This is a genomic window from Caulobacter segnis (assembly GCF_023935105.1).
Taxonomy (GTDB): Bacteria; Pseudomonadota; Alphaproteobacteria; order Caulobacterales; family Caulobacteraceae; genus Caulobacter; species Caulobacter segnis_B.
Map to the genome: position 1 here is coordinate 2,915,058 of NZ_CP096040.1, position 22,566 is coordinate 2,937,623.

Annotated in this window: 26 protein-coding genes and 1 pseudogene; 11 read left to right on the plus strand and 16 right to left on the minus strand. The window is 67.7% G+C overall.

Going from position 1 to position 22,566, the window contains the following annotated elements; genetic code table 11:
• Positions 1-79 precede the first annotated feature (79 nt).
• Positions 80-895, plus strand: coding sequence for an enoyl-CoA hydratase/isomerase (locus MZV50_RS13710; RefSeq protein ID WP_252629736.1), 816 nt, complete (start codon positions 80-82; stop codon positions 893-895).
• On the opposite strand, the gene MZV50_RS13715 is transcribed toward MZV50_RS13710, so the two are convergent.
• From MZV50_RS13715 to MZV50_RS13725, 3 genes are read right to left on the minus strand one after another with little or no spacing between them, the layout of a single operon-like run.
• Positions 882-2,207 (minus strand): acetamidase/formamidase family protein, encoded by a 1,326-nt coding sequence (locus tag MZV50_RS13715; RefSeq protein ID WP_252629737.1) that lies wholly within the window; start codon positions 2,205-2,207, stop codon positions 882-884. The genes MZV50_RS13710 and MZV50_RS13715 overlap by 14 nt on opposite strands.
• 9 nt (positions 2,208-2,216) lie before the next feature.
• A complete protein-coding gene (locus MZV50_RS13720) occupies positions 2,217-2,612 on the minus strand; it encodes a DUF6165 family protein (RefSeq protein ID WP_252629738.1) in 396 nt (131 codons plus the stop codon).
• Complete coding sequence (locus tag MZV50_RS13725) at positions 2,613-3,587, minus strand: glycosyltransferase family 9 protein (protein WP_252629739.1); 975 nt, start codon at positions 3,585-3,587, stop codon at positions 2,613-2,615.
• 100 nt (positions 3,588-3,687) lie between these two features.
• On the opposite strand from MZV50_RS13725, the gene MZV50_RS13730 reads away from it, so the two are divergent.
• From MZV50_RS13730 to MZV50_RS13740, 3 genes are read left to right on the plus strand one after another with little or no spacing between them, the layout of a single operon-like run.
• Positions 3,688-4,248 carry a TetR/AcrR family transcriptional regulator gene (locus MZV50_RS13730; RefSeq protein ID WP_252629740.1) on the plus strand — a complete coding sequence of 187 codons (561 nt, stop codon included), beginning with the start codon at positions 3,688-3,690 and terminating at the stop codon, positions 4,246-4,248.
• Positions 4,249-4,263: 15 nt separating this feature from the next.
• Entirely contained in the window at positions 4,264-5,058 is a 795-nt protein-coding gene (locus tag MZV50_RS13735; RefSeq protein WP_252629741.1) for a lysophospholipid acyltransferase family protein, read from the plus strand.
• Complete coding sequence (locus MZV50_RS13740) at positions 5,051-5,377, plus strand: hypothetical protein (RefSeq protein WP_252629742.1); 327 nt, start codon at positions 5,051-5,053, stop codon at positions 5,375-5,377. Before MZV50_RS13735 ends, MZV50_RS13740 begins: the two co-directional genes overlap by 8 nt.
• Before the next feature lie 2 nt (positions 5,378-5,379).
• Here the strand turns inward: MZV50_RS13740 and MZV50_RS13745 are convergent, their stop codons facing one another.
• The 9 genes from MZV50_RS13745 to MZV50_RS13785 are packed head-to-tail and all read right to left on the minus strand — an operon-like array spanning position 5,380 to position 12,627.
• Entirely contained in the window at positions 5,380-5,787 is a 408-nt protein-coding gene (locus tag MZV50_RS13745) for a HesB/IscA family protein (protein WP_252629743.1), read from the minus strand.
• A 14-nt stretch (positions 5,788-5,801) separates the two neighbouring features.
• Positions 5,802-6,158, minus strand: coding sequence for an SUF system Fe-S cluster assembly protein (locus tag MZV50_RS13750; protein WP_252629744.1), 357 nt, complete (start codon positions 6,156-6,158; stop codon positions 5,802-5,804).
• 8 nt (positions 6,159-6,166) lie between these two features.
• A complete protein-coding gene (locus MZV50_RS13755) occupies positions 6,167-7,408 on the minus strand; it encodes an aminotransferase class V-fold PLP-dependent enzyme (protein ID WP_252629745.1) in 1,242 nt (413 codons plus the stop codon).
• Complete coding sequence (sufD, locus tag MZV50_RS13760; protein WP_252629746.1) at positions 7,408-8,436, minus strand: Fe-S cluster assembly protein SufD; 1,029 nt, start codon at positions 8,434-8,436, stop codon at positions 7,408-7,410. The genes MZV50_RS13755 and sufD overlap by 1 nt, the downstream gene beginning before the upstream one ends.
• Positions 8,436-9,182: a Fe-S cluster assembly ATPase SufC gene (sufC, locus tag MZV50_RS13765; protein WP_252629747.1), complete on the minus strand. Its 747-nt coding sequence runs from the start codon at positions 9,180-9,182 to the stop codon at positions 8,436-8,438. Before sufC ends, sufD begins: the two co-directional genes overlap by 1 nt.
• The gene (locus tag MZV50_RS13770) at positions 9,175-9,564 is read right to left on the minus strand and encodes a hypothetical protein (RefSeq protein ID WP_252629748.1); all 390 of its coding nucleotides are present in this window, start codon (positions 9,562-9,564) and stop codon (positions 9,175-9,177) included. Before MZV50_RS13770 ends, sufC begins: the two co-directional genes overlap by 8 nt.
• Positions 9,561-11,030, minus strand: a complete 1,470-nt coding sequence (gene sufB, locus MZV50_RS13775; RefSeq protein ID WP_252629749.1) for a Fe-S cluster assembly protein SufB — start codon at positions 11,028-11,030, stop codon at positions 9,561-9,563. Before sufB ends, MZV50_RS13770 begins: the two co-directional genes overlap by 4 nt.
• Positions 11,030-12,169, minus strand: coding sequence for a cysteine desulfurase family protein (locus MZV50_RS13780; protein WP_252629750.1), 1,140 nt, complete (start codon positions 12,167-12,169; stop codon positions 11,030-11,032). Before MZV50_RS13780 ends, sufB begins: the two co-directional genes overlap by 1 nt.
• Positions 12,166-12,627, minus strand: coding sequence for an Rrf2 family transcriptional regulator (locus tag MZV50_RS13785; RefSeq protein WP_252629751.1), 462 nt, complete (start codon positions 12,625-12,627; stop codon positions 12,166-12,168). The genes MZV50_RS13780 and MZV50_RS13785 overlap by 4 nt, the downstream gene beginning before the upstream one ends.
• A gap of 181 nt (positions 12,628-12,808) precedes the next feature.
• On the opposite strand from MZV50_RS13785, the gene MZV50_RS13790 reads away from it, so the two are divergent.
• Together MZV50_RS13790 and MZV50_RS13795 are read left to right on the plus strand one after the other, a co-directional pair.
• The gene (locus tag MZV50_RS13790; protein WP_184719478.1) at positions 12,809-13,459 is read left to right on the plus strand and encodes an alpha/beta hydrolase; all 651 of its coding nucleotides are present in this window, start codon (positions 12,809-12,811) and stop codon (positions 13,457-13,459) included.
• Between the two features lie 125 nt (positions 13,460-13,584).
• Positions 13,585-14,865 carry an NAD(P)/FAD-dependent oxidoreductase gene (locus tag MZV50_RS13795; protein WP_252629752.1) on the plus strand — a complete coding sequence of 427 codons (1,281 nt, stop codon included), beginning with the start codon at positions 13,585-13,587 and terminating at the stop codon, positions 14,863-14,865.
• A gap of 3 nt (positions 14,866-14,868) precedes the next feature.
• Here the strand turns inward: MZV50_RS13795 and MZV50_RS13800 are convergent, their stop codons facing one another.
• Together MZV50_RS13800 and MZV50_RS13805 are read right to left on the minus strand one after the other, a co-directional pair.
• On the minus strand, positions 14,869-15,543 hold the full coding sequence (locus tag MZV50_RS13800; protein ID WP_252629753.1) for a DUF6624 domain-containing protein: 675 nt from the start codon (positions 15,541-15,543) through the stop codon (positions 14,869-14,871).
• A 66-nt stretch (positions 15,544-15,609) separates the two neighbouring features.
• Positions 15,610-16,712, minus strand: a pseudogene (locus tag MZV50_RS13805) (anhydro-N-acetylmuramic acid kinase).
• Positions 16,713-16,912: 200 nt separating this feature from the next.
• Between MZV50_RS13805 and tyrS the strand changes: the two are divergent.
• From tyrS to MZV50_RS13825, 4 genes are all read left to right on the plus strand, one after another.
• Positions 16,913-18,238, plus strand: a complete 1,326-nt coding sequence (tyrS, locus tag MZV50_RS13810; protein ID WP_252629754.1) for a tyrosine--tRNA ligase — start codon at positions 16,913-16,915, stop codon at positions 18,236-18,238.
• An 85-nt stretch (positions 18,239-18,323) separates the two neighbouring features.
• The gene (locus MZV50_RS13815) at positions 18,324-18,785 is read left to right on the plus strand and encodes a peroxiredoxin (protein ID WP_252629755.1); all 462 of its coding nucleotides are present in this window, start codon (positions 18,324-18,326) and stop codon (positions 18,783-18,785) included.
• A gap of 246 nt (positions 18,786-19,031) precedes the next feature.
• Positions 19,032-20,183, plus strand: coding sequence for a peptidoglycan DD-metalloendopeptidase family protein (locus MZV50_RS13820; protein ID WP_252629756.1), 1,152 nt, complete (start codon positions 19,032-19,034; stop codon positions 20,181-20,183).
• A complete protein-coding gene (locus MZV50_RS13825) occupies positions 20,164-20,652 on the plus strand; it encodes a bactofilin family protein (protein WP_252629757.1) in 489 nt (162 codons plus the stop codon). Before MZV50_RS13820 ends, MZV50_RS13825 begins: the two co-directional genes overlap by 20 nt.
• Positions 20,653-20,659: 7 nt before the next feature.
• Here the strand turns inward: MZV50_RS13825 and MZV50_RS13830 are convergent, their stop codons facing one another.
• A complete protein-coding gene (locus MZV50_RS13830; protein ID WP_252629758.1) occupies positions 20,660-21,028 on the minus strand; it encodes a VOC family protein in 369 nt (122 codons plus the stop codon).
• Positions 21,029-21,117: 89 nt separating this feature from the next.
• Here MZV50_RS13830 and MZV50_RS13835 point away from each other — a divergent pair, with 89 nt between their 5' ends.
• Positions 21,118-21,429: a helix-turn-helix domain-containing protein gene (locus MZV50_RS13835; protein WP_252629759.1), complete on the plus strand. Its 312-nt coding sequence runs from the start codon at positions 21,118-21,120 to the stop codon at positions 21,427-21,429.
• Here MZV50_RS13835 and prfB read toward each other — a convergent pair.
• A protein-coding gene (prfB, locus tag MZV50_RS13840; RefSeq protein ID WP_252629760.1) for a peptide chain release factor 2 occupies positions 21,426-22,548 on the minus strand; the annotation gives its coding sequence in 2 pieces (ribosomal slippage) (positions 21,426-22,478 and positions 22,480-22,548; 1,122 coding nt in all). The two genes, MZV50_RS13835 and prfB, sit on opposite strands and share 4 nt — an antisense overlap.
• Positions 22,549-22,566 lie beyond the last annotated feature (18 nt).

The window sequence follows — 22,566 nt, forward strand, 5'->3', positions numbered from 1 at the left end:
TTTCTTTTGAAGATTCCGCTAGCCTTCCCAAGGGGTAAAGGCGCCTAGACTCCCGCCAACGATCAAAGGGAGCCGGACCATGACCGCCCACGGGGACTATCAGAAGATCCGCGTCTCGACGCAGGACGGCGTCGCCACCGTCACCCTGGCCGATCCGGCCACGCTGAACGCGGCCAGCCTGGAGATCGCCCGCGAGCTGATCCACGCCTTCTCGTCCATCGCGGCGGGCAAGATCGAGGCGCGGGCGGTGATCCTGACCGGCGAAGGTCGCGGCTTCTGCTCGGGGGCCAATCTTTCGGGCGGCGGCGCGGCGGGACGCGAACTGGACGTCGACGGCAAGCCCGACGCCGGCTCGGCGCTGGAGAACACCTACAACCCGCTGATGACCCTGCTGCGCGACTTCCCGCTGCCGATCGTCACGGCGGTGAACGGTCCGGCGGCCGGCGTCGGCTGCTCGATCGCCCTGATGGGCGACATCATCGTCGCGGCCGAGAGCGCCTATTTCCTGCAAGCCTTCCGCCGCATCGGCCTGGTGCCCGACGGCGGCTCGACCTACCTGCTGCCGCGCCTGATCGGCAAGGCCCGGGCGATGGAGATGATGCTGCTGGGCGACAAGATCCCGGCCGCCACGGCCCTGCAATGGGGCCTGGTCAACCGCTGCGTCCCGGACGAGGAACTGGTCGGCGCCGCCACCGCCATCGCCCTGGAACTGGCGCGCGGCCCGGCGGCCCTGCGGTCCATCCGCAAGCTGGTCTGGGACAGCCTCGACAGCGACTGGACCGGTCAGCTGCACGCCGAGCGCAAGGCCCAGAAGTTCGCCGGCAAGACCGAGGACTTCCTCGAAGGCGTCAGCGCCTTCCTCCAGAAGCGCGCGGCGGCGTTCAAGGGACGATAGGCGCCGCCCTAGCCGGCAGCATCGCCAGGGTCTTCTTGGAAATCCTGGCCACGACGTGCGGGCGCGGATCGACCACCTCGGCAATGTCGTAGGCGACGGACGCGCCCAGCACGGCGGCGATTTCGGAGTCGTCTAGGCCGTAGCGTTCCTTGACCCAGCGCGCCAGGCCCGAGGTCGCCATCTTCAGCGCCTCGTCCAGGGTGTTGTCGACGCCCGAGACCATCACGAACTCGGCGTCCTCGCTCCAGGGCTGCCCCAGTGAGCGTCCCTTGATAAGCTCGACGGTCAAGGTGACATCCAGCGAGGTCTCCAGCCCCTGGCCAGTGATCTCGCCATCGCCCTGCAGGGCGTGGCCGTCGCCGAACGACAGCAGGGCTCCGGCCCGGAAGACCGGCAGGTACAGGGTCGCGCCCGTGGTCAGTCGCGAATAGTCCAGGTTGCCGCCGTGAAACCCCAGGTCGCCGGCCGCGAGGGCCTGGGCGCCGGGCGGGGCCACCCCGATCGAGCCGATCATCGGCTCCAGCGGCAGGACGAAGTCGGACAGCTTCCCGCCGACGACCGGCCGCCCCTCGTTGCGCTCGCGATCCAGCTTCCAGGTCGAATCCCAGCCGGCGCGCGGCGTCTGGAGGTAGCCGGCCTGGACGGCGCGGGCGCTGAGCCGGCCGCTGGCCATCTTGGCGGTGTCGCGGTTCAGGGCCACGCGGTCGAAGCGGATCGCCAGGGTGTCGCCGGGCATGGCGCCGTCGACATAGAACGGGCCGGTCAGGGTGTTGCCCGGCATCCCGCGCCAGACCAGCCCGGCGTCGCGCCCCTCGTTGTCCAAGGTGGTGGTGCGGATCGTGTCGCCGGGCGCGACATGCAGCACAGGCGGCGCATCGGGCGAATAGCGGGTCTGGAAGGTGGCCGGGGCGAAATCGTGGGTCTTGGGCGCACGTCGCTCAGGATTGCGCGCGCCCTCGACGGTGACCGCGACGCCGTACAGCGCCCCTTCGCCGGCCAAGCCGTCCTTGCCGGGCCGCAGGGTCAGCGTCCCGACGGGCAGAGTTCCACGCGACAGGGTCAGGACCAGCCGGCCGCCCGCCTCGCGCCCGGATACGACCAGCGGCCACGTCCCGACCTCGTCCAGAGGACCGGTGGTTCCGGTCACCGCGCCGCCTTCGCCCCGCGCCAGGGTCATGACCGCCGCCGAGCCGCCGCCGGCGAAGCGCGCCACCAGATTCCAGGGACCGGTCCAGTCGACCGGTGCGGTCGGGGCCGCGTAGGCTGCCGGCGACCCCAGCAGAAGACCGATCGCCAGACCCGCGCGCAGCATGCTTCCCCCTTACCCCTGCAGATACGGCTTGTAGCTCTTCTCCTCGACGATGTCCGAGCCGGCCGCCTCGTTGATGGCGCGCTTGAGGGCGGCGCGGCGGTCGTTGTCGATGTAGACGCGACGGGCCAGAGCCACGAAGTCGGGACCGAAGTCCTGGCGGCGCTCGCAGTCGCGCTTGCCATCCTCGATGTCCCAGAGGGCGGCGTTGACGCTCGTCAGCTCGTCGGTCAGGCGGGCGATCTCGGCGGTCTCCGGCAGGTGCTCGCGGGCCGTGGCCTCCAGCAGGGCCAGTTCCTTGCGGACATTGGCCTCCTTGGCGGGATCGCCGATGCGCTGGGCCTTCACGCGCAGGATGGTGATCTTGTCGACCAGTTCGCCCGCCGAGATCGGCGCGAGGATGGACATTCAGGAGGCTCCGGAAACCAGCGTCTTGAGGGCGTCCCAGGCCGCGTCGACCGGCAGGGCGCTCATGCCGCTTCCGTAGTCCTCCGCGACCAGCATCTCAAGCCGCTGGGCGGCCGGGCGGAACTTCACGGACTTGCGGCGGTCCTGCTGCAGCGACAAGAGCGGCGCGCCGCCGGCGGCCAGCATGTGGCCAGGCCCGGCGTCATTGGCGACCCCTGCCGCCAGGCGTCCGGCCAGGGCGATGACCAGCAGCGGACCCTTCACACCCGTGAAGCCGTCGATGCGATTGCGTTCGGGCTGCAAGCCCTCGGGGACCTCGCGGGCGGCGATGGCGGCGTCCTCGGCCTCGTCGGGTCCGAACAGGAAGACCGGCGTCCAGCCGTTGGCGATGATCCGCCGGGCCAGTTCCAGATAGTTCTCGAGCGGCCAGCGCTTGTCCTGACCGCCGGCGCCAGGCGCCAGACCGACATAGGTCGGGCCGGCCGGCAGCAGCGCCTCGGCAGCCTTCAGGGCGTCGGTGTTGTTGAGCGCCAAGGGCTTGGGCGCCCCCTGCCCGTCCGTCGCCAGGTCAAGAAGCCGCGCCAGGCGCTCGGTCACCGCCACGGGCCAGTCCTTGCGCCGCGCTTGACGAGCGGCGGAGACAAACCGTCCCGACGCACCGCGACGGGCCACGCCGCTGCGGCGCAGGTTCTCCTGGGTGTCGATGACGAGGTCGAACCTACGACCGCTAAACGGCCTGCTCCACAGCAGGCCGTCCAGCGCGCCAGCCCCGTTCGGCCCCTCCAGGATCACCTCGTCGACATAGCCGGCCACGACGCTTTTCAGCGGTCCGGCGTAGACGGTCTCGCCCTTGGCCGCGCACCAGCTGATCCGCGCCTCGGGAAACGCCGCCCGTAGGCCGGCGATGAAGGGCAGCTTGATCAGGCCGTCGCCGATGACCTCGCCCATCGAATAGATCAGAACCGTCTGGACCATGGCCGTGTTTGGCCGCGCGCCGGCGGCGGGTCAATCGCGATCACGGAAATGTAAGTGAACACTCACTTTCACTTCGACGAGGCCGTGCGATGCTCCGGTCATGAGCGCCAAGCCCCGCATCGAACGCGCCGCCCTCGAGGCCTTCGTTATCGAAGGCGTGGACGCCACGACGACCAGGACCATCGCCGCCCGCGCGGGCGTCTCCGAGGGCGCGATCTATCGCCACTGGAAGAGCAAGGACGCCTTGGCCGTCGGCCTGTTCATGGACTGCCACCGCCGCCTCTCGGCGCTGGTCGAGGATGAGGCCAGCGCCGCCGACGGGATCAAGGCCAAGGCCGCGGCTCTGGTGAAAGCCTACTGCGCGGTGGCGGACGAGGACTGGCTTCTGTTCTCGTTCCATCTTCTGCAGCTGCACCACTTCCTGCCCTACTACCAGGAGGACGGTCGCGACCCGGTCACCCTGGTCGAGGACGTGATCAAGCGGGCCATGATCAACGCCGAGCTGCCGCCGGGCGACCCGCGCGTGCTGGCCGCCATGGCCATCGGCGTGATCACTCAAACCGCGCAAAACAAGGCCTACGGCCGCCTGGGCGACGACGCCCTCTCGGCCCACGCTCCCCTGATGACCGCGGCCGTTCAGGCCGTGCTCTTCGCGCGCTGAAGGAAGCTGACGGATATGCGCAGCGCGCTGTTCAACGCCTATTACTGGGTTCTGTCGATCTTCTATGGCCTGTCGGCGGCCTTCGCCGCCCTGGCGCCAGGGCGCGACGCCGTCACCTTCGTGCTGCGCCTCTACAGCCGGCGGATGCTGACGACGCTTGACGCCCTGGCCGGCGTGAAGGTCCAGCTGAAGGGCCTGGAGAACCTGCCGCCCGGTCCGTGCATCATCGCCGCCAAGCACCACAGCTGGGGCGACGGCTTCGTGATGTTCGCCCATGTCGACAACCTCAGCTTCGTCACAGGCGACCATCTGGAGCGGTTTCCGCTGGTCGGGGCGATCCTGAAGAAGTTCGGCGCGATCGTCGTCGACAGCTGCGGCGGTCCCGAGGCCCGCAAGGCGCTGTCCGAAAGCGCCGCCCAGGTCGCGGCCGAGGGTCGGCGCATCCTGATCTATCCTGAAGGCCATCTGGCCGCGCCAGGTGAACGGTTCCGTTACCGGACGGGTGTCTATTACATGAGCAAGGACTTCGGCCTGCCGGTGGTGCCGGTGGCGACGAACCTGGGCTGCTTCTGGAAGCAGCGCGAGAAGAAGAAGAGCCCGGGAACCGCGACCGTCGAGTTCCTGCCGCCCCTGCCCCGGGGCCTTGAGAAGGACGCGTTCATGCAGCGCATGGAGGCTGTGATCGAAGGCCGGACGAACGAACTGATCGCCCAGGCGACCGGGCGACCGGTCACGCCGTCGGTGCTGGTCGAGTGGAACGGGCGGACGAACGTGGCGACGCCGCCGGTCGAGGCGCCCGCCCATGGCTGATCAACAACCGTCCACCGACCACGAACGGCGGTTCCACGCCACGGCCGTCATGGGCGTCTGGGGCTTGCTGGCGCTGTTCGGCGTCTATCTGGCGGTTACGTCGATCACGGCGCTGAACGCGCCAGGCGCCGCCAAGGACCCGAAGATCCTGGTCTTCGTGTCGAGCTGCTGGGCGCTTCCGATCTTCGCCGGCGTGGCCGCCATCGGCGGCTATTACGGCGTCAGGCGGTCGAGCCCGCGCCTGGCCCTTCTCACCGCCGCGCCAGCGATCGTGACGCTCATCGTCTTCGCCAGCGCCTTTGGCGCCTGGTGGACCTAAGGTTAATCCAGCGCTTCCGGCGCCGGCTGGATCGTGACGCTCTCGCCACAGCCGCAGGCGTCGGTTTCATTCGGATTGTGGAACACGAACTTCGAGGACAGCTTGGTCACTTCATAGTCGATCTCGGTCCCGATGAGGAACAGCACCGCCTTCGGCTCGACCAGGATGGTGACGCCCTTGTCCTCGACGACCTCGTCGATCGGGCCCTTCTCCTTGGCGTATTCGAAGACGTATTCCTGGCCGGCGCAGCCACCGTTCTTCACGCCGACGCGAAGACCGACATAGGCGTCATCGGCCCCATCTTCGTGCTTTTTGGCCATGATCTCCTTCACACGCGCGGCCGCGGTGTCGGTCAGGGTGACGACCTTGGGGCGCGGGCGGCGGGGACGTGCGGTGATCGCGGTTTCCATGACGTTCGAACCGATCAGAACATGTTCAGTTGCAGCTTGGCCTCGTCGCTCATCCGCGAGGCGTCCCACGGCGGCTCGAAGACCAGCTCGACATTGCACGACTTCAGACCCGGGATTTCCATGACCGCGTCACGGACCCAGCCGGGCATCTCGCCGGCCACCGGACAGCCCGGCGCGGTCAGGGTCATGTCGATGGCCACATCCTTCTCGTCGCTGACGTCGACCTTGTAGATCAGCCCCAGCTCGTAGATGTCGACCGGGATCTCCGGGTCGTAGACGGTCTTCAGCTTCTCGATCAGCTGGTCCGTCAGCCGATTGAGTTCGTCCTGCGAAAGGACGGTGACGGGCTCGGAGGAGGCGGCGTCGGTCATCGGTGGGCTCAACTGAAGAAACTGCGGGCCTTGGCCAGCGCGTCGACGAACGCGTCGGCCTCGGCCTCGGTGTTATATAGGGCGAAGGAGGCGCGCGCGCTCGAGGTGACCCCGAAACGGCGCATCAGCGGCTCGGCGCAGTGGGTGCCGGCGCGCACGGCGACACCGTAGCGGTCCAGCACCTGGGCGATGTCGTGGGCGTGGGCGCCCTCGACCGTGAACGACAGCACCGCCCCCTTGCCGGGCGCCTCGCCCAGGATCCGCACGCCGTTGACGCCGCGGAGTTGCTCGGCGACCCGCTCGTAGAGGGCGTGCTCGTGGGCGAAGATGGCGTCGCGATCCAGGCCGCTCAGCCATTCGATAGCCGCGCCCAGGCCGACGGCTTCCAGGATCGCCGGCGTGCCGGCCTCGAACCGGTGCGGCGGATCGGCGTAGGTGATCCGGTTCATCGAGACCGAGCCGATCATCTCGCCGCCCCCTTGGTACGGCGGCAGGGTGGCCAGGCGCTCGGCCTTGCCGTAGAGCACGCCGATGCCCGTCGGGCCGTACAGCTTGTGGCCGGAGAAGACGTAGAAGTCGACGTCCAGCGCTTTGACGTCGACGCGCGTGTGGACCACGCCCTGGCAGCCGTCCAGCAGCACCGGCGCGCCGGCCGCGTGGGCCAGGCGGACGATCTCGGCGACGTCGTTGACCGTGCCCAGCACGTTCGACATGTGGGTCACCGCGACCATCTTGGTCTTCTCGGACAGCAAGCCCTTGAAGGCCTCCATGTCCAGGCGGCCATCATCCAGCACCGGGATGAACTTCAGGACCACGCCCTTGCGCTCGCGCAGGAAGTGCCACGGCACGATGTTGGCGTGGTGCTCCATTTCGGAGATCACGATCTCGTCGCCGGCGTTCAGCGACAGGCCGAACGACGAGGCGACCAGGTTGACCGCCTCGGTCGCGCTCTTGGTCCAGACGACCTCGGTCGGCTCGGCATTGATGAAGCAGGCGACCGTTTCCCGCGCCTTTTCATAGACTTCCGTCGTTTCGTTCGCCAGGGTATGCAGGCCGCGATGGACGTTGGCGTACGAGGTGCGGGCCAGCCCGGTCATGGCGTCCAGCACCACGTCGGGCTTCTGGGCGCTGGCGGCGCTGTCCAGATAGATCAGCGGCTTGCCGTGCACGGTCCGTTGCAGGATCGGGAACTGCTGGCGGATCGCGGCGACGTCGAACGGGGCGTCGCCAAAAGGCGTGTCGAGGGCCATCAGACCTGGCTCCCCAGCTTGCGGGCGACCCAGGCGGCGGCGATCTCGCGTGCGCCGTCGTGCGCGATCCGCTCGACCACCTCGCCGACGAAGGCTTCCGTCAGCATGGCCTTGGCCTCGATCTCGGGGATGCCGCGCTGCTCGGCGTAGAACAGGGCGTTCTCGTCCAAGGCGCCGATCGTGTTGCCGTGAGCGCAGCTGACGTCGTCGGCGAAGATCAGCAGTTCGGGCTTGGCGTCGACCTCGGCCTTGTCGGACAGGATCAGGGCGTGGTGACCCATCCGCGCATCGGTCTGGTCCGCGCCCGGCGAGACCACGATGCGGCCCTGGAAGACGCCGCGCGCCTGGTCGGCGACCATGCCCTTGGTCAGCTGGCTGGTGATCCCGTCGACGCCGGCATGGGTGACGACCGTGGTCAGGTCGGCGTGACGTTGGCCGTCCAGCAGATAGACGCCGTCGAGGCGAACCTCGGCGTGAGCGCCGGGATGGCTGACCCGCGTCTCGATCCGCTGGCGGCGCGCGCCGGAGGTCAGGACGGTTTGGGAAAACTTGGCGCCGGGAGCCAGGGCGACCTCGGCGGTGACGACGTTGACGGCTTCCGCCTCGTCGTCGACCAGCACGATGCGCTCCAGCGAAGCGCCTTCGCCCACGGCGATGTCTAGGGCCACGTCGGACACATAGCCGGCGGCGCGGCCTTCGTGGCTTTCCAGCAGCACCAGGCTCTCGCCCGGCTTGACCACCAGGGCGTGGCTGGCGCTTTGCGAGGCCTTGTCTGCCAGGGCGACGAACCGCAGGGCCACGACGGCCGAAGCGGCCTCGGCGTCTGCGACTCGGCGGCCGTTGACGAAGACGGTCTCAGCGGCGGCCAGTTCGGCGAACAGACCGGTAGGCACGTCGCCGTCATGCGTCGGCGCGGCCGGCGGCAGCGTCCGGATCAGGCCGCGCAGGTCGGTCCAGCGCCAGTCCTCGTCGCGCCGCGAAGGCAGCTGCGCGACATCGCCGGTCTTCAGGGCGGAGGCGAGGCTCATCAGGCGGCCGCCACGTACTTGTCGTAGCCCTCGGCTTCCAGCTGCAGGGCCAGTTCCGGGCCGCCCGAGGCGACGATGCGGCCGGCGGCCAGCACGTGCACCTTGTCGGGTTTGATGTAGTCCAAGAGACGCTGGTAGTGGGTGATGACCAGCATGCCGCGCTCTGGGCTGCGCAGGGCGTTGACGCCTTCGGAGACGATCTTCAGGGCGTCGATGTCCAGGCCGCTGTCGGTCTCGTCCAGGATCAGGAACTTCGGCGCCAGCATGGACATCTGGAAGATCTCCATGCGCTTCTTCTCGCCGCCCGAGAAGCCGACGTTCAGGCCGCGCTTGAGCATGTCGAAGTCGATCTTGAGCGCCGCGGCCTTCTCCTTGGCCAGCTTCAGAAAGGCCGGCGCCGCGATCTCGTCCTCGCCGCGCGCGCGGCGCTGGGCGTTCAGCGCAGTGCGGATGAAGGTCAGGGCCGGCACGCCCGGGATCTCCAGCGGATACTGGAACGACAGGAACAGACCCTTGGCGGCTCGCTCGTTGGGCTCCAGGGCCAGCAGGTCATCGCCGTTCAGGCTGGCCGAACCTTCGGTGACCGCATAGCCGCCACGGCCCGACAGCACGTACGACAGGGTCGACTTGCCGGCGCCGTTCGGCCCCATGATGGCGTGGACCTCACCGGCCGGCACCTCCAGGGTGACGCCCTTCAGGATCGGCTTGTCTTCGACGCGGGCGTGAAGGTTCTGGATCTTAAGCATGGGTCTCGTCGAATCTTCTGTATTCCGCGTCGTGGCCCGCGAAGGTCCCGGCGACGGCGATCTGGCCTTGGATGGCGGCGTTTAACAGCGAAAGATCCTCGGGCGGGATCCAGTATTCCTCGTGCCCCGGCGTGCCCGAGACCTTGTTCTCGTAGGCGTCCAGGAAGCTCTTCAGCACCTCGAACCGGACGATGTAGCCGCGCCGATAGGTCGTGTGGGCGGCGTTCCAGTTCTGGGCCAGCTGGGCCGCGAAAGCCTCGTTGGTGACCGGACGGAAGATGGGCTGCTCGATGTCGTGCGGCGGAAACGCTTTCCACCCCGACGCCTTGATATCCTGCAGCTCCTCCATGCCCACCGGCTGGTAGAGCGTGACGGAGGTCATCCCACGCTGCCCTCCAAGCTGATCGCCACCAGCTTCTGGGCCTCGACGGCGAATTCCATCGGCAGCTGCTGCAGCACGTCCTTGACGAAGCCGTTGACCAGCAGGGCCACGGCCTCTTCCTGGCTGAGGCCACGCTGCTGGCAGTAGAACAGCTGGTCGTCCGACAGGCGCGTGGTGGTGGCCTCGTGCTCGAACACCGACTGCCCATTACGAGCCTCGATGTAGGGCACGGTGTGGGCCGCGCAGGTCTTGCCGATGAGCAAGCTATCGCACTGGGTGAAGTTGCGCGCGCCCTTGGCCTTGGGGTGGGCCGAGACCAGGCCGCGATAGGTCGAGGTCGACTTGCCGGCGCTGATGCCCTTGGCGACGATCCTCGACTTGGTGTTGGCGCCCAGGTGGATCATCTTGGTGCCGGTGTCGGCCTGCTGATGGCCGTTGGTCACGGCGATCGAGTAGAACTCGCCCGAGCTCCCCTCGCCGCGCAGCACGCAGGACGGATACTTCCAGGTGATGGCCGAGCCGGTTTCGACCTGGGTCCACGACACCTTGCTGCGGTCGCCCCGGCAGTCGGCGCGTTTGGTCACGAAGTTGTAGATGCCGCCCTTGCCGGTCTCGGGATCGCCCGGGTACCAGTTCTGGACGGTCGAATATTTGATCTCCGCATCGTCCAGCAGGACGAGTTCGACCACGGCCGCGTGCAGCTGGTTCTCGTCGCGCATCGGGGCGGTGCAGCCCTCGAGGTAAGAGCAGTAGGCGCCCCTATCGGCGATGATCAGGGTGCGCTCGAACTGGCCGGAATCCTTGGCGTTGATCCGGAAATAGGTCGACAGCTCCATCGGGCAGCGCACGCCCGGCGGGATGTAGACGAACGAGCCGTCCGAAAAGACCGCGCTGTTCAGGCAAGCGAAATAGTTGTCCGAGGTCGGCACCACGCTGCCCAGGTACTGGCGCACCAACTCCGGATGCTCGCGGATCGCCTCGCTCATCGAGCAGAAGATGACGCCGACGGCGGCCAGCTCCTTCTTGAAGGTCGTCACGACCGAGACACTGTCGAACACCGCGTCGACCGCATAACGGGGAGCGCCCTCGACGCCGGCCAGGACCTCCTGCTCCTTCAGCGGGATGCCCAGCTTGGCGTAGGTCGCCAGCAGCTCGGGATCGACCTCGTCCAGGCTCTTGGGGCCGTCCTTGGTCTTGGGCGCGGCGTAATAGTAGGTGTCCTGGTAGTCGATCTTGGGATAGCTGACCTTGGCCCAGTCGGGCTCGTCCAGCTCAAGCCAGCGCCGATAGGCCTCCAGACGCCACTCCAGCATCCACTGGGGCTCGTCCTTCTTGGCCGAAATGAAGCGCACGATATCCTCGGAGAGGCCCTTGGGGGCGAACTCCTGGTCGATCTCGGTGGTAAAGCCGTGCTCGTACTTCTCGAGCGCCGCTACGGTATCAACAGTCTCTTTGACCGCGGCCACTACGCCACCTCCCGGCGCCGGGCGCCGATACGCTTCCAGGCGGCGAGCCAGGCGTCGCCACACTTGATCCAATCGTCTTCCGTGCTGGCCCAGCCGCCGCTGACCCGCAGGGCGAACGGCGCCAGGTCGGACCGGCCCATAGCTTCCACCACGCGACTGGCCTTGACCTTGCCCGACGAGCAGGCGCTGCCGGCGCTGACCATTACCCCGGCCAGGTCCATGTTCATGACCTGGACCTCGGAGCCGAAGCCCTCGCCGGCGAAACACAGGGTTTGCGGCAGGCGGTCGGCATTCTCGCCGAGCACGACCGCGCCTTCCGCCTTGAGCCGCTGGGCCAGGGCGTCGCGCCATTGGGCCTGTTTGGCCATGGAGGCAAGGTTTTCCTGGGCCACCTTGCCGGCCGCGCCGAAGGCGGCGATGCCGGCCACGTTTTCGGTGCCGGCCCGGCGTCCGCGCTCCTGGCCGCCGCCGTGCTGGCGGCGGGTGACGGTCGCGCGGGTCCCAGCCACGAGGGCGCCAACGCCTTGCGGTCCGCCCAGCTTGTGAGCCGACAGGGCTAGGGTGTCCGCGCCCAGGCCCGAGAAGTCGACCGCGATCTTGCCGGCCGCCTGGACGGCGTCGACGTGCAGCAGGCCATCGTTGGCCCGCACCAGCTTCGAAGCTTCCGCCACCGGCTGGATGACGCCCGTCTCGTTGTTGGCCAGCATCAGGCAGACTAGGGTCTTGCCCGGGATCTCAAGGGCTTGCGCCAGCCAGGTCAGGTCGGCGACGCCTTCACTATCCACGGGCAGCACCTCGACCGGCAGGCTGGAAGCCTTGGCCGTCTCGGTGACCGCGTCATGCTCGATGGCGGACATGATGATGCGCTGAACGCCGGCGGCCTTGGCGCTCTCAATGGCCAGGGCGTTGGCCTCGGTGCCGCCACTGACGAAGGTGACCGAACCGGCCGGCACGCCAACCAGGGACCCGACCTGGGCGCGGCCGCGCTCGACCACGTCGCGCGCGGCGCGACCGGCGGCGTGGACCGACGAGGGATTGGCCGGGCTCTCCAGGGCGCGCAGCAGCGCCTCACGCGCCTCCGGCCGCAAGGGGGCCGTGGCGTTGTAGTCCAGATAGACCGATGTGCGGTTGATGCTCACTCGGCCGCGATCTCCAGCGGGCGAGCGGGGCGAAGTTCGCCCTTCAGCACGTCGGCGACCGACACGCTGGCCAGGTAGCCATGGATCTGGCGGCCCATCTCTTCCCACAGGCCGTGGGTCATGCAGCGCTCACCGCCGGCCATGCAGCCCTTGGCCTGGTTCTTGGACAGGCCGCAGCGGGTGGCGCGAAGGGGCTCGTCGACCGCCAGCACGATGTCGGAGATGAAGGTCTCGGTGGACGCCTTGGCCAGCCGATAGCCGCCGCCGGGCCCGCGGGCGCTGATCACCAGGCCCTTGCGGCGCAAGCGCGCGAACAGCTGCTCCAGGTAGGAAAGCGAGATCTGTTGACGCGAAGCGATCTCGGCCAGGGCCACGGCGCGGCCCTCGCTTTCGTCCTGGCGCTTGGCCAGGTCGGTCATCGCCATGACCGCGTATCGTCCCTTGGTGCTCAGGCGCATCGCCTTACCCCTTGCAGATTCCGCGCGCATCGGCTTTTGCGTGTGCTACAAGCCGCGACTTCGCGCGCGGGCCCTCCAGCCCGCGAACTGGTTGCGATCTAGGAAGACCAAGCGCAGTAGTCAAGTATTCGGCGACCCAAATCGTCGAATGGCGGACCGCTGGCGAGCTCAAGGGAACGACATGCCTGATGTGATTTTGACCGGCGCGTCCGGGCGGATCGAAGGTCGCTACTCTCCGGGCAAGACCGAAACGGCGCCGATCGCGCTGATCCTGCATCCCCACCCCAAGGCCGGCGGTCACATGAACCACCCGGTGGCCGTGCAGCTGTACCACCTGTTCATGAAGCGTGGTTTCGCGACCCTCCGCTTCAACTTCCGCGGCGTGGGCCGCAGCCAGGGCGAGTTCGACGCCGGCATCGGCGAGCTGGCCGACGCGGCCACGGCGCTGGACTGGCTGCAGACCTCCAACCCCGCCGCCAGCCAGACCTGGGTCGCCGGCTTCGACTTCGGCGCCTATATCGGCATGCAACTGCTGATGCGCCGCCCGGAGACCGACGGCTTCATCTCGGTGTCGCCGCCGACCAACATGTACGACTTCAGCTTCCTGGCCCCCTGCCCGGCCTCGGGTCTGTTCCTGACGGGCTCGGCCGACACCATCACCCCGCCGGTCGAGGTGGAGCGCGTGGTCACCAAGCTGCGCACCCAGAAGGGCATCACGATCGACTACGAGGTCATCGACAAGGCCACCCACTTCTGGGCCGAGCACCTGCCCAGCGTCGAGAAGAGCGTCAGCGACTATCTCGACAAGCGCCTGGCGGAAAACCCGATCTAGCAGAGTTTCAGAGGCCTCCCTTCGGGGAGGCCTTTTTCGTTGTGCGATACGGCCGAGCAGCCCTGGCGTAACGTGGGTTGGCGACCTATATTTTCACCGATTGATGAATATCAAGCGAGGCGGTGATGCACTACGACATCGTCATCGTCGGCGGGGGAGCCGGCGGACTAGAACTAGCGTCGCGACTGGGGCGCCGCCTCGGCGGTCGGCACGGAAAACGTCGGGTTCTGCTGATCGATCGCTCCAGCTTCCACATCTGGAAGCCGACCCTGCATGAGGTCGCGGCCGGCACCCTGGACGTCCACCAGGAAGGCGTCTCTTACTCGATCCTGGGCCGCTCGAACGGCTTCAACTTCCTCCTGGGCGAGCTGGCGACCTTCGATCCGACCGCCAAACGCCTGACCCTGAAGGCGATCATCGACGAGGATGGTCAGATCCTGGCGCCCGAGCGGGCCATCACCTTCACCTACGGCGTTCTGGCCATAGGCAGCGGCTCGAACCTGTTCGGCACGCCCGGCGCCGAGCAAGCGCACCTCCTGGAGCGCACCGAGGACGCGGAAGCGTTCCACGCTCGCCTGCTGGCGGCCTTCACCAAGGCCTCGTTCTCCACCGAGCGGATCATGCGCGTCGCCATCGTCGGCGGCGGGGCCACGGGCGTGGAGCTGTCGGCTGAGCTGATCGAAGCGCATCGCGAACTGCTGGACAGCCTGGGCGATGAACAGCGCTTCCGCCTGGATATCACCGTGGTCGAGGCCGCGCCGCGCATCCTGGGCGCCCTGCCGCAGAAGATCGCCGACAAGGCGACGCTGGCGTTGGAGCGCAAGGGCGTGACCGTGAAGACCGACGCCAAGGTGCTGGCCGTCCATGCCGATCGGCTCGAGACCAGCCAGGGGGACATCCCCGCCGATCTGATCGTCTGGGCTGCGGGCGTGAAGGCGGCCGAGGCCAATGCGGGCTTCGGCCTGGAGACCAACCGCGGCAACCAATTCGTGGTCAACGATCGCCTGGAGACCTCGGCGCCGGACATCTGGGCTCTGGGCGACTGCGCCGCGGCGCCCTGGAAGGACGGCAAGACCGTGCCCGCCCGCGCCCAGGCCGCGCATCAGCAAGCCAGCTATCTGGAACGCGCCATCATCGCCCGTCTGCATCAAGGCCGGCTGGACAGGCCCTTCGTGTATCGTGATTTCGGTTCGCTGGTCTCGCTGGGCGATCACAAGGGCGTCGGCTCGCTGATGGGCGGATTGGGCGGTCCGAACTTCTTCGTCGAAGGCCTTCTCGCGAAATGGGCCTACATGTCCCTGCACCTGGATCACCACCGGGCGATCCTGGGCGTCGGCCGCACGGCGACCCTGGCGCTGGCGCGGTTGCTGCAGCAGCGCGTGTCGGGTCGGCTGAAGCTGCACTAAGCTTCAGGTGCAGGGCGGGTACTGCGCGAAGATGGCTTCATATTCGGCGAGTGTCTGCGGAAAGCCCATGGCTTTTCGCCTTGCGTCCACCTGCTCGGGCGCCTCCAGTCGATCGACCACGTACTTGCCGTCCTTGCAGGTCATTTGACTGCCATAGCGCTGAGGACGGCCTTCGTTGATCGCCAGCCGGTCGTACATGAGACCGTAGCTCTGCCCCTCCACCTCCCCGGTAGTGACCAGGGGCTCCAGAACGGGGACGAAGCGACGCCAGAGCGACAAGTCCGAGTGCTGGACGATGTTGAAGGCCGCCTGTGAGGCCCGGGCGCCATAGCGGCTTTTCAGAAACCAGCCCTCGGGCGGCGTCATGGCCAAAAGAGCCTTCTGGTTCTCGGCGTCGATCTCCTTGATCGGAGCCCACATGGCCTTGCTGGCTGGGTCTCTTTCCTGCAGCGGCAGGACCGTAAGATCTATGCCGGTCAGCACGCGGCGACCGACCTGGTCCATACGCCCCATGCGCTCCAGCTTCTCCGCGTCGCTCGCTGGAGGCGGCAAGGCCGTCTGGGCCTTGCGCTCGGCGTCCAAGGCCTGCCGCACCGGCGCGATCAACGCTGTCGCCTGCGGGCTCAGGGGCGACGGTTGGGCGCCGCCTAAGAGGGCCGCCATCAGCAATCCGATCATGCTCGCCTCCGCGCCATCCGGCGACGCAAGCTCAACCGGAAATCGTGTCGAAGTCGAGACCTGTCTTCAGGGCGTAACGATCCGCCCGCCCGTCATTGGCGCCTTCACCCCCGTGGTGCCTGGGAAGCTGATCGGCAGGCCCTTGGCGGTGCGCGCGGCCAGATAGGCGAAGGCCTCGGCCTCGATGCTGTCGCCGCGCCAGCCGTAGTCCTCGGCGGTCTTGACCGGCACCGGCGCGCGTTCGGTCAAGGCCTTCATGATCTGCGGATTGTGGCGACCGCCGCCGCAGACGATCAGGGCGCTGGGCCGTGCGCCATGGTCGAAGGCCTTGATCACCGCCTCGGCCGTGAAGGCCACCAGGGTGGCGGCGGCGTCCTCGGCCGACAGGGGCTCGACCAGGTCCAGCGGGAAGTCGTAGCGGTCCAGCGACTTGGGCGCGGGGCCGGCGAAATAGGAACTGGCCAGGAAGGTGTCGAGGATGGTCTGGTCCACCCGGCCCGAGGCCGCCAGGCGCCCGTTCTCGTCGAAACGGCCCAGGCCCCGCTCCTGCAGCATCAGGTCGATCATGCCGTTGCCGGGTCCGGTGTCGAAGGCCAGCAGCTGATCGTCGTCGTTGATGAGCGTGATGTTGGCCACCCCACCGATGTTCAGCGCGGCCACCGGCGCGGCCAGGCCCGAGGCCCGGGCGCGGGCGGCGTGATAGATCGGGGCCAGCGGCGCCCCTGCCCGCCGGCCGCCACGTCGGCGCTGCGAAAGTCGAAGGCCACCGGCTGCCCGCTGACCTTGGCCAGACGCTCGGCGTCCAGCAGTTGCACGGTGCGGCCGATCCGGTCCGGAGTCGGGCGCTCGTGCAGCACGGTCTGGCCGTGGACGCCCAAGAGGTCGAAATCGTTCCACGCCAGGCCGTGCTCGGCCAGGAAGTTTTCGGCGGCATGGATGTGTTCGTCGGCGACGGCGCGGGCGGCCTCGGCGAAGATCTCCGGCTCGGCCTTGTCGCGCGGCCAGCCGCGGGCGATCTCGGTGGCGACCAGCAGCAGGTCACGGGTCTCGTCGCGCAACTTGCGCTCGCCCGCCGGCCCGAAGGCCTGGATCTCGTGGCCGTCGGTCTCCAGCACCGCCATGTCGACCGCGTCGAGCGAGGTGCCGGTCATGAATCCAAGGATACGCATGGTCCGTTGACTGCCATGGTCGCGAACGGGTAGCTAGGCCCCATGATCGACGCCCCCATCTTCTTGGGACAAGTCCTGGCCCGCCCCTACTACCGCCCGCTGCCATAGCGGGAGGCCGACCAGACACGTCGCAACCCCGCCTCGCCGGGGTCGCTCCATTTCAGTCGATCATGCGCTCCGGCCCCTTTCCGGAGTCCGAAATGAAACCGCCACACACCGATCTCGCCGTGCTAGACGGCCCGCCAAGTCAATCAGAGAGTCGAACCATGTCCGCCGCGTCGTCCTTCAAGTCGGAGTTCCTGCGAACCCTGGAGGCGCGCGGCTACATCCACCAGATCACCCATCCGGACGAACTGGACGCGGCCTGCGCCGGCGGGATCGTCACCGCCTACATCGGTTTCGACGCCACCGCGCCCAGCCTGCATGTCGGCTCGCTGATCCAGATCATGATGCTGCGACGCCTGCAGCAGGCCGGTCACAAGCCGATCGTCCTGATGGGCGGCGGCACGACCAAGGTCGGCGACCCGACCGGCAAGGACGAAAGCCGAAAGCTGCTGTCGGACGCCGACATCGCGGCCAACATCGCCGGTATCAAGCAGGTCTTCGCCAAGTTCCTGACCTTCGGCGACGGCCCGACCGACGCGATCATGGTCGACAATGACGAGTGGCTGAGCAAGTTCGGCTACGTCCAGTTCCTGCGCGACTACGGCGTGCACTTCACGGTCAACCGGATGCTGGCCTTCGACTCGGTCAAGCTGCGGCTCGAGCGCGAGCAGCCGATGACCTTCCTCGAATTCAACTACATGCTGATGCAGGCCACCGACTTCTTGGAGCTGAACCGCAAGTACGGTTGCGTTCTGCAGATGGGCGGGTCGGACCAGTGGGGCAACATCCTGAACGGGGTGGAGCTGACCCGTCGCGTCGACCAGAAGGCGGCGTTCGGCCTGACGACGCCGCTCTTGGCCACGGCCTCGGGCGCCAAGATGGGCAAGACCATGGCCGGCGCGGTGTGGCTGAACGCCGAGCAGTTGTCGCCGTACGACTACTGGCAGTTCTGGCGCAACACCGAGGACGCCGACGTGGGCCGCTTCCTGAAGCTGTTCACCGACCTGCCGCTGGAGAAGATCGCGGAGCTGGAGGCCCTTCCGGGCGCCCAGATCAACGACGCCAAGAAGGTGCTGGCCGACGAGGCCACCCGCATGGCCCACGGCGACGAGGAAGCCCGCAAGGCCCGCGACGCCGCCGAGAAGGCCTTCGAACAAGGCGCGCTCTCGGCCGACCTGCCGACCTTCGAGGTGCCCGCGGCCGACCTGGAAGCCGGCGTCGTGCTGGCGGCCCTGTTCGCCGACGCCGGTCTGGCCGCCTCGCGCGGTGAGGCCCGGCGCCTGGCCCAAGGCGGCGGCCTCAAGGTCAACGACAAGGCCGAGGCCGACGCCAACCGCGTGATCACCTCGGCCGACCTCGTCGAAGGCGTCGTCAAGCTGGCCGCCGGCAAGAAGAAGATCGTGTTGGTGAAGCCCGTTTAGTTATGGGGTTGATTATCGTTCCGACCCTGGCGTAGGCCAGGAGTCGGGACGGTGGTTTCCCTAACGGATATCAAGGACGCGTTCGATGCTGCAGCCCGGCGACAAGGCCCCCGACTTCGACCTGCCGACCGACACCGGCCGGGTCAGCCTGGCGGGCCTGAAGGGCAAGAACATCGTGCTCTACTTCTATCCGAAGGACGACACCGCCGGCTGCACGTCGGAGGCGTTGCAGTTCTCGTCGGAAGTCGAGGAGTTCCAGAAGCTGGGCGCGGTGATCGTCGGCGTGTCCAAGGACAGCGCCGCCTCGCACGCCAAGTTCCGCAAGAAGCACGACCTGACCATCGAGCTGGCCGCCGACCCGCTGGGCGACGTGGTCGAGGCCTATGGCGCCTGGGTCGAGAAGAGCATGTACGGCCGCAAGTACATGGGCATCGACCGCTCGACCTTCCTGATCGACCGCGAAGGCGTAGTCCGCGAGGCCTGGCGCAAGGTGAAGGTGCCCGGCCACATCAAGGCGGTTATGAACGCCGCCAAGGCCATCAAATAGATTTCGCCGGCGTTTTCGTCTCGCCTTGGAACGGTTCGATCGCGGCGGTGTTGTATCCGCGCCTCAACCTGTGACCTTTCGGCGCGAGCACAGCCTTAATTGCTGACTTCGCTGGTCAGGAAACGTTAAGGGTGCAGGCGCAACATTGGTATTTCGCGACTCACGCCTCTATCGGGCGCGAAGAGTCTTGCACGTTTCCGCTTTATCGTTGCATATCGCCGGACCTGAAACGGGGGTTCTCGGGCGATGGCGATCAAGCGCTTCAAGCGACTGCGACAATCTCTCGAAGCCCTATTCCCTGAACGGCACATCTATATCCGCTCCGGCGGCGAGATGCGCGGTTACGTCTTCTCCACCAACAAGCAGATCCTGGGCGCCACCTGCGTGGCCGGCGCGGCGCTGTGGATGGGGGTCTGCACCGCTTCGATGATGATCAACGTCCTGTCGGTCAGCGCGACCGACCAGCAGGTCATCAAGCAGAAGGCCTATTACGAGCGCCTGAACGCCGACCGTCAGGCGCGCCTGAACAGCGCGGTCGCCCAGCTGTCGGCCACCAACGGCTCGCTGGACGATCTGGCGAGCTCGGTCGAGAAGCGCCACGCCGCCCTGGCTCTGCTGGTCTCCGACTTCAAGGGCGTGCCCGGGGCCGCCGAGGCCCTGACCGTCGCCAAGCCCCGCCTGCTGGCCGCCAGCCCGATCCAGCGCATCCAGGCCACCCGCATGGACCAGGAGCGCCTGATCGACGCCGCAGAAAGCTTCGCCAAGAGCCGCGCCGAGCGCTTGCGCCTGGCCATGCGGATGGCCGGCCTGGACGCGGGCAACTTCACCGGTCGCGGCGTGTCGCTGGGCGGCCCGCTGATCGAGGCCAAGGATCCCCGCGCGCTCGCCGCCGTGCTCGACGTCGACGAGGAGTTCGCCAGCCGCATCCAGCATGCGGCCAACGACATGTCGGACATGCGCAGCCTGGGCGCGGCGGCCAAGAAGCTGCCCTTCTACCGCCCGACCAGCAATCCGGCCCTGTCGTCCAGCTACGGTGTCCGCTTCGACCCGTTCACGCGCCGGCCGGCCTTCCATTCGGGCCTCGACTTCCCGGGCGCCTTCTACACACCGATCATGGCCACGGCGCCGGGCGTCATCTCGTTCACGGGCGTGCGCTCGGGCTACGGCAACACGGTCGAGATCGACCACGGCGGCGGCTTCAAGACCCGCTACGCGCACCTGGCCACCATCGGCGTCCGCGTCGGCCAGCGTGTGTCGATCGGCTCGCGCGTCGGCGCCATGGGCTCGACCGGCCGCTCGACCGGCCCGCACCTGCATTACGAAGTCTGGGTCAACGGCAAGGCCCAGAACCCCAATCGCTTCTTGAAGGCTGGTGAGTATGTTCAGCAAGCAAGCTAAGTCGGCGCCCAAGACCACGGCCCGCATCGAATCCCTGCCGACCCCGGCCGCCGCCGGGCCCGCCGACCAGGCCCGTCGCGCCACGCCGAAGGTGGCCTCCTTGCTCTCGGCCGACCTGACCATCCAGGGCGACATCTCGGGCGAAGGCGAGCTGCAGGTCGACGGTATGATCAAGGGCGACATCCGCGTCGGCCGCCTGACCATCGGCGAGACCGGCCATATCGAAGGCTCGATCTACGCCGAGATCGTCGAGGTGCGCGGCCGCGTGGTCGGCACGATCACCGCCAAGCAGGTCCGGCTCTACGGCGCCTCGTACATCGATGGCGACATCACCCACGAGCAGCTGGCCATCGAAAGCGGCGCCTTCTTCCAAGGCCGCAGCCTGAAGTTCCAGCGCCCCGCCCCGGTCGTCCAGCCCGCGCCGCAGCCGGAACCGCAGCTGGCCATCGCCGAGGCGGTCGCCGGCTGACGGTCGATTATCGACTGCTGAGCACGAAGGTGTTGCCGTCGGGGTCCTTGAACTTGGCGAAGGTTCCCCAGGGCTGCTTCTGGGGCGGACCTTCGAATTCGACGCCCTTCTCGCTCAGCTTGCGATAGGCGTGCTCGACGTCGTCGCAGGCCAGCGAGCCGTTGAAGAAGCTGCCGATGCGGTCTTCATGCCCCTCGGGCGTGAACAGCACGAGGCCCGTCTCCGCGCCCGGGATCGACAGCTCGATCCAGCGCTGCTGGCCCATCGGCTGGTCGGTGGCGACCCGCAGGCCGACCTTCTCGGTCCAGAAGGCCAAGGCCCGATCCTGGTCGCTGGTCGGAATGCTGACGAACTTTACCTTGCTGATCACGCTCATCGCGTTTCTCTTCCCTGTGGGCGATCCAGGCCCGAGGTCGTAACGCGACGGCCTTGCGCCGGTGAAGTCGTGCAGGCAATGCTATAGCAATGACTACGCAGAGCTATGCGATCCATCGCTACGTGCTCGACACCCTGATGGCGGACCTGGTGGGTCACGACCACAGACCGTCGTCGTTCCTGGTCTATCTGGCGATCACGGCGGCGCACGCCGACGGACGGGCCAGCTTCAGCCACACCCAGCTGGCCGAACGCACGGGCCAGTCGCGGCGCACAGTGCAGAACGCCGTCGAGACCTTGAAACAAAGGGGATTGATCGAGGTCAGCCGCCAGGGGCCGACCGAAGCGGCGACCTATGTCCCGCTGACGCCCTGGAGACGCCAGCGGGACGAGGAAGCCTAGGCCTCGCCGCCGTCGCGCGTGTGACCCACGCGCTGGGCCAGGGAGGCGCCCATGAAGGCGTCGAGGTCGCCGTCCAAGACCCCTTGCGTGTCGGACGTCTCGACGTTGGTCCGCAGATCCTTGACCATCTGGTAGGGCTGCAACACGTAGCTGCGGATCTGGTGCCCCCAGCCGATGTCGGTCTTGGTGTCCTCCAGCGCCTGCTGGGCGGCTTCGCGCTTCTGCAGCTCGGCCTCGTAGAGGCGCGCGCGCAGCATCTTCCAGGCTTCCTCGCGGTTCTGGTGCTGCGAGCGGCCGGCCTGGCAGGCCACCGCGATGCCGGTCGGAATGTGCGTCAGGCGCACGGCCGAGTCCGTCTTGTTGATGTGCTGACCGCCGGCGCCGGAAGCGCGGTAGGTGTCGGTCCGCACATCGGACGGATTGATCTCGATCTCGATGTTGTCGTCGACCACGGGATAGACCCAGGCCGAGGCGAACGAGGTGTGGCGGCGGGCGCTGCTGTCATACGGGCTGATGCGCACCAGGCGGTGCACGCCGGCCTCGGTCTTCAGCCAGCCATAGGCGTTGGGGCCCTTGACCAGCAGGGTCGCGGACTTGATGCCGGCCTGGTCGCCGTCGGTCTCTTCGATCAGTTCGGTCGTCATGCCGTGGGCGTTGGCCCAGCGCGTGTACATGCGCAGCAGGATGCCGGCCCAGTCGCACGACTCCGTGCCCCCGGCCCCGGAGTTGATTTCGATATAGGCGTCGTTGCCGTCGGCCTCGCCGGACAGCAGGGCCTCCAGCTCGGCGCGACCGGCGCGTTCGCGGATCGCCTTCAGCTGGGCGCGGGCGTCGTTCAGCGACTCCTCGTCGCCTTCCATGTCGGCCAGTTCGGCGTATTCGACCGCGTCCTTGACGTCGCGCTCGATCGACTGGACGGCCTCGACCTTGGCGGCCAGGTTCGCGCGCTCGCGCGACACGGCCTGGGCCTCGGACGGACGGTCCCACAGGGTCGGGTCCTCGACCCGGGCGTTCAGCTCATCGAGCTTGCGGAGGGCGACATCCCAGTCAAAGACGCCTCCTGAGCAGTCCCACGGACTGCTCGATGTCGGCCGCGGCGGCCTCGACATCCGGTCTCATCACGTAACTCCGCGACAG

Excerpts from the sequence above, each read along its gene's own strand:
- MZV50_RS13710 (WP_252629736.1), top strand. The coding sequence starts at position 80 with ATGACCGCCCACGGGGACTATCAGAAGATCCGCGTCTCGACGCAGGAC.
- MZV50_RS13715 (WP_252629737.1), bottom strand. The coding sequence starts at position 2,207 with ATGCTGCGCGCGGGTCTGGCGATCGGTCTTCTGCTGGGGTCGCCGGCA.
- MZV50_RS13720 (WP_252629738.1), bottom strand. The coding sequence starts at position 2,612 with ATGTCCATCCTCGCGCCGATCTCGGCGGGCGAACTGGTCGACAAGATC.
- MZV50_RS13725 (WP_252629739.1), bottom strand. The coding sequence starts at position 3,587 with ATGGTCCAGACGGTTCTGATCTATTCGATGGGCGAGGTCATCGGCGAC.
- MZV50_RS13730 (WP_252629740.1), top strand. The coding sequence starts at position 3,688 with ATGAGCGCCAAGCCCCGCATCGAACGCGCCGCCCTCGAGGCCTTCGTT.
- MZV50_RS13735 (WP_252629741.1), top strand. The coding sequence starts at position 4,264 with ATGCGCAGCGCGCTGTTCAACGCCTATTACTGGGTTCTGTCGATCTTC.
- MZV50_RS13740 (WP_252629742.1), top strand. The coding sequence starts at position 5,051 with ATGGCTGATCAACAACCGTCCACCGACCACGAACGGCGGTTCCACGCC.
- MZV50_RS13745 (WP_252629743.1), bottom strand. The coding sequence starts at position 5,787 with ATGGAAACCGCGATCACCGCACGTCCCCGCCGCCCGCGCCCCAAGGTC.
- MZV50_RS13750 (WP_252629744.1), bottom strand. The coding sequence starts at position 6,158 with ATGACCGACGCCGCCTCCTCCGAGCCCGTCACCGTCCTTTCGCAGGAC.
- MZV50_RS13755 (WP_252629745.1), bottom strand. The coding sequence starts at position 7,408 with ATGGCCCTCGACACGCCTTTTGGCGACGCCCCGTTCGACGTCGCCGCG.
- sufD (WP_252629746.1), bottom strand. The coding sequence starts at position 8,436 with ATGAGCCTCGCCTCCGCCCTGAAGACCGGCGATGTCGCGCAGCTGCCT.
- sufC (WP_252629747.1), bottom strand. The coding sequence starts at position 9,182 with ATGCTTAAGATCCAGAACCTTCACGCCCGCGTCGAAGACAAGCCGATC.
- MZV50_RS13770 (WP_252629748.1), bottom strand. The coding sequence starts at position 9,564 with ATGACCTCCGTCACGCTCTACCAGCCGGTGGGCATGGAGGAGCTGCAG.
- MZV50_RS13785 (WP_252629751.1), bottom strand. The coding sequence starts at position 12,627 with ATGCGCCTGAGCACCAAGGGACGATACGCGGTCATGGCGATGACCGAC.
- MZV50_RS13790 (WP_184719478.1), top strand. The coding sequence starts at position 12,809 with ATGCCTGATGTGATTTTGACCGGCGCGTCCGGGCGGATCGAAGGTCGC.
- MZV50_RS13795 (WP_252629752.1), top strand. The coding sequence starts at position 13,585 with ATGCACTACGACATCGTCATCGTCGGCGGGGGAGCCGGCGGACTAGAA.
- MZV50_RS13800 (WP_252629753.1), bottom strand. The coding sequence starts at position 15,543 with ATGATCGGATTGCTGATGGCGGCCCTCTTAGGCGGCGCCCAACCGTCG.
- tyrS (WP_252629754.1), top strand. The coding sequence starts at position 16,913 with ATGAAACCGCCACACACCGATCTCGCCGTGCTAGACGGCCCGCCAAGT.
- MZV50_RS13815 (WP_252629755.1), top strand. The coding sequence starts at position 18,324 with ATGCTGCAGCCCGGCGACAAGGCCCCCGACTTCGACCTGCCGACCGAC.
- MZV50_RS13820 (WP_252629756.1), top strand. The coding sequence starts at position 19,032 with ATGGCGATCAAGCGCTTCAAGCGACTGCGACAATCTCTCGAAGCCCTA.
- MZV50_RS13825 (WP_252629757.1), top strand. The coding sequence starts at position 20,164 with ATGTTCAGCAAGCAAGCTAAGTCGGCGCCCAAGACCACGGCCCGCATC.
- MZV50_RS13830 (WP_252629758.1), bottom strand. The coding sequence starts at position 21,028 with ATGAGCGTGATCAGCAAGGTAAAGTTCGTCAGCATTCCGACCAGCGAC.
- MZV50_RS13835 (WP_252629759.1), top strand. The coding sequence starts at position 21,118 with ATGACTACGCAGAGCTATGCGATCCATCGCTACGTGCTCGACACCCTG.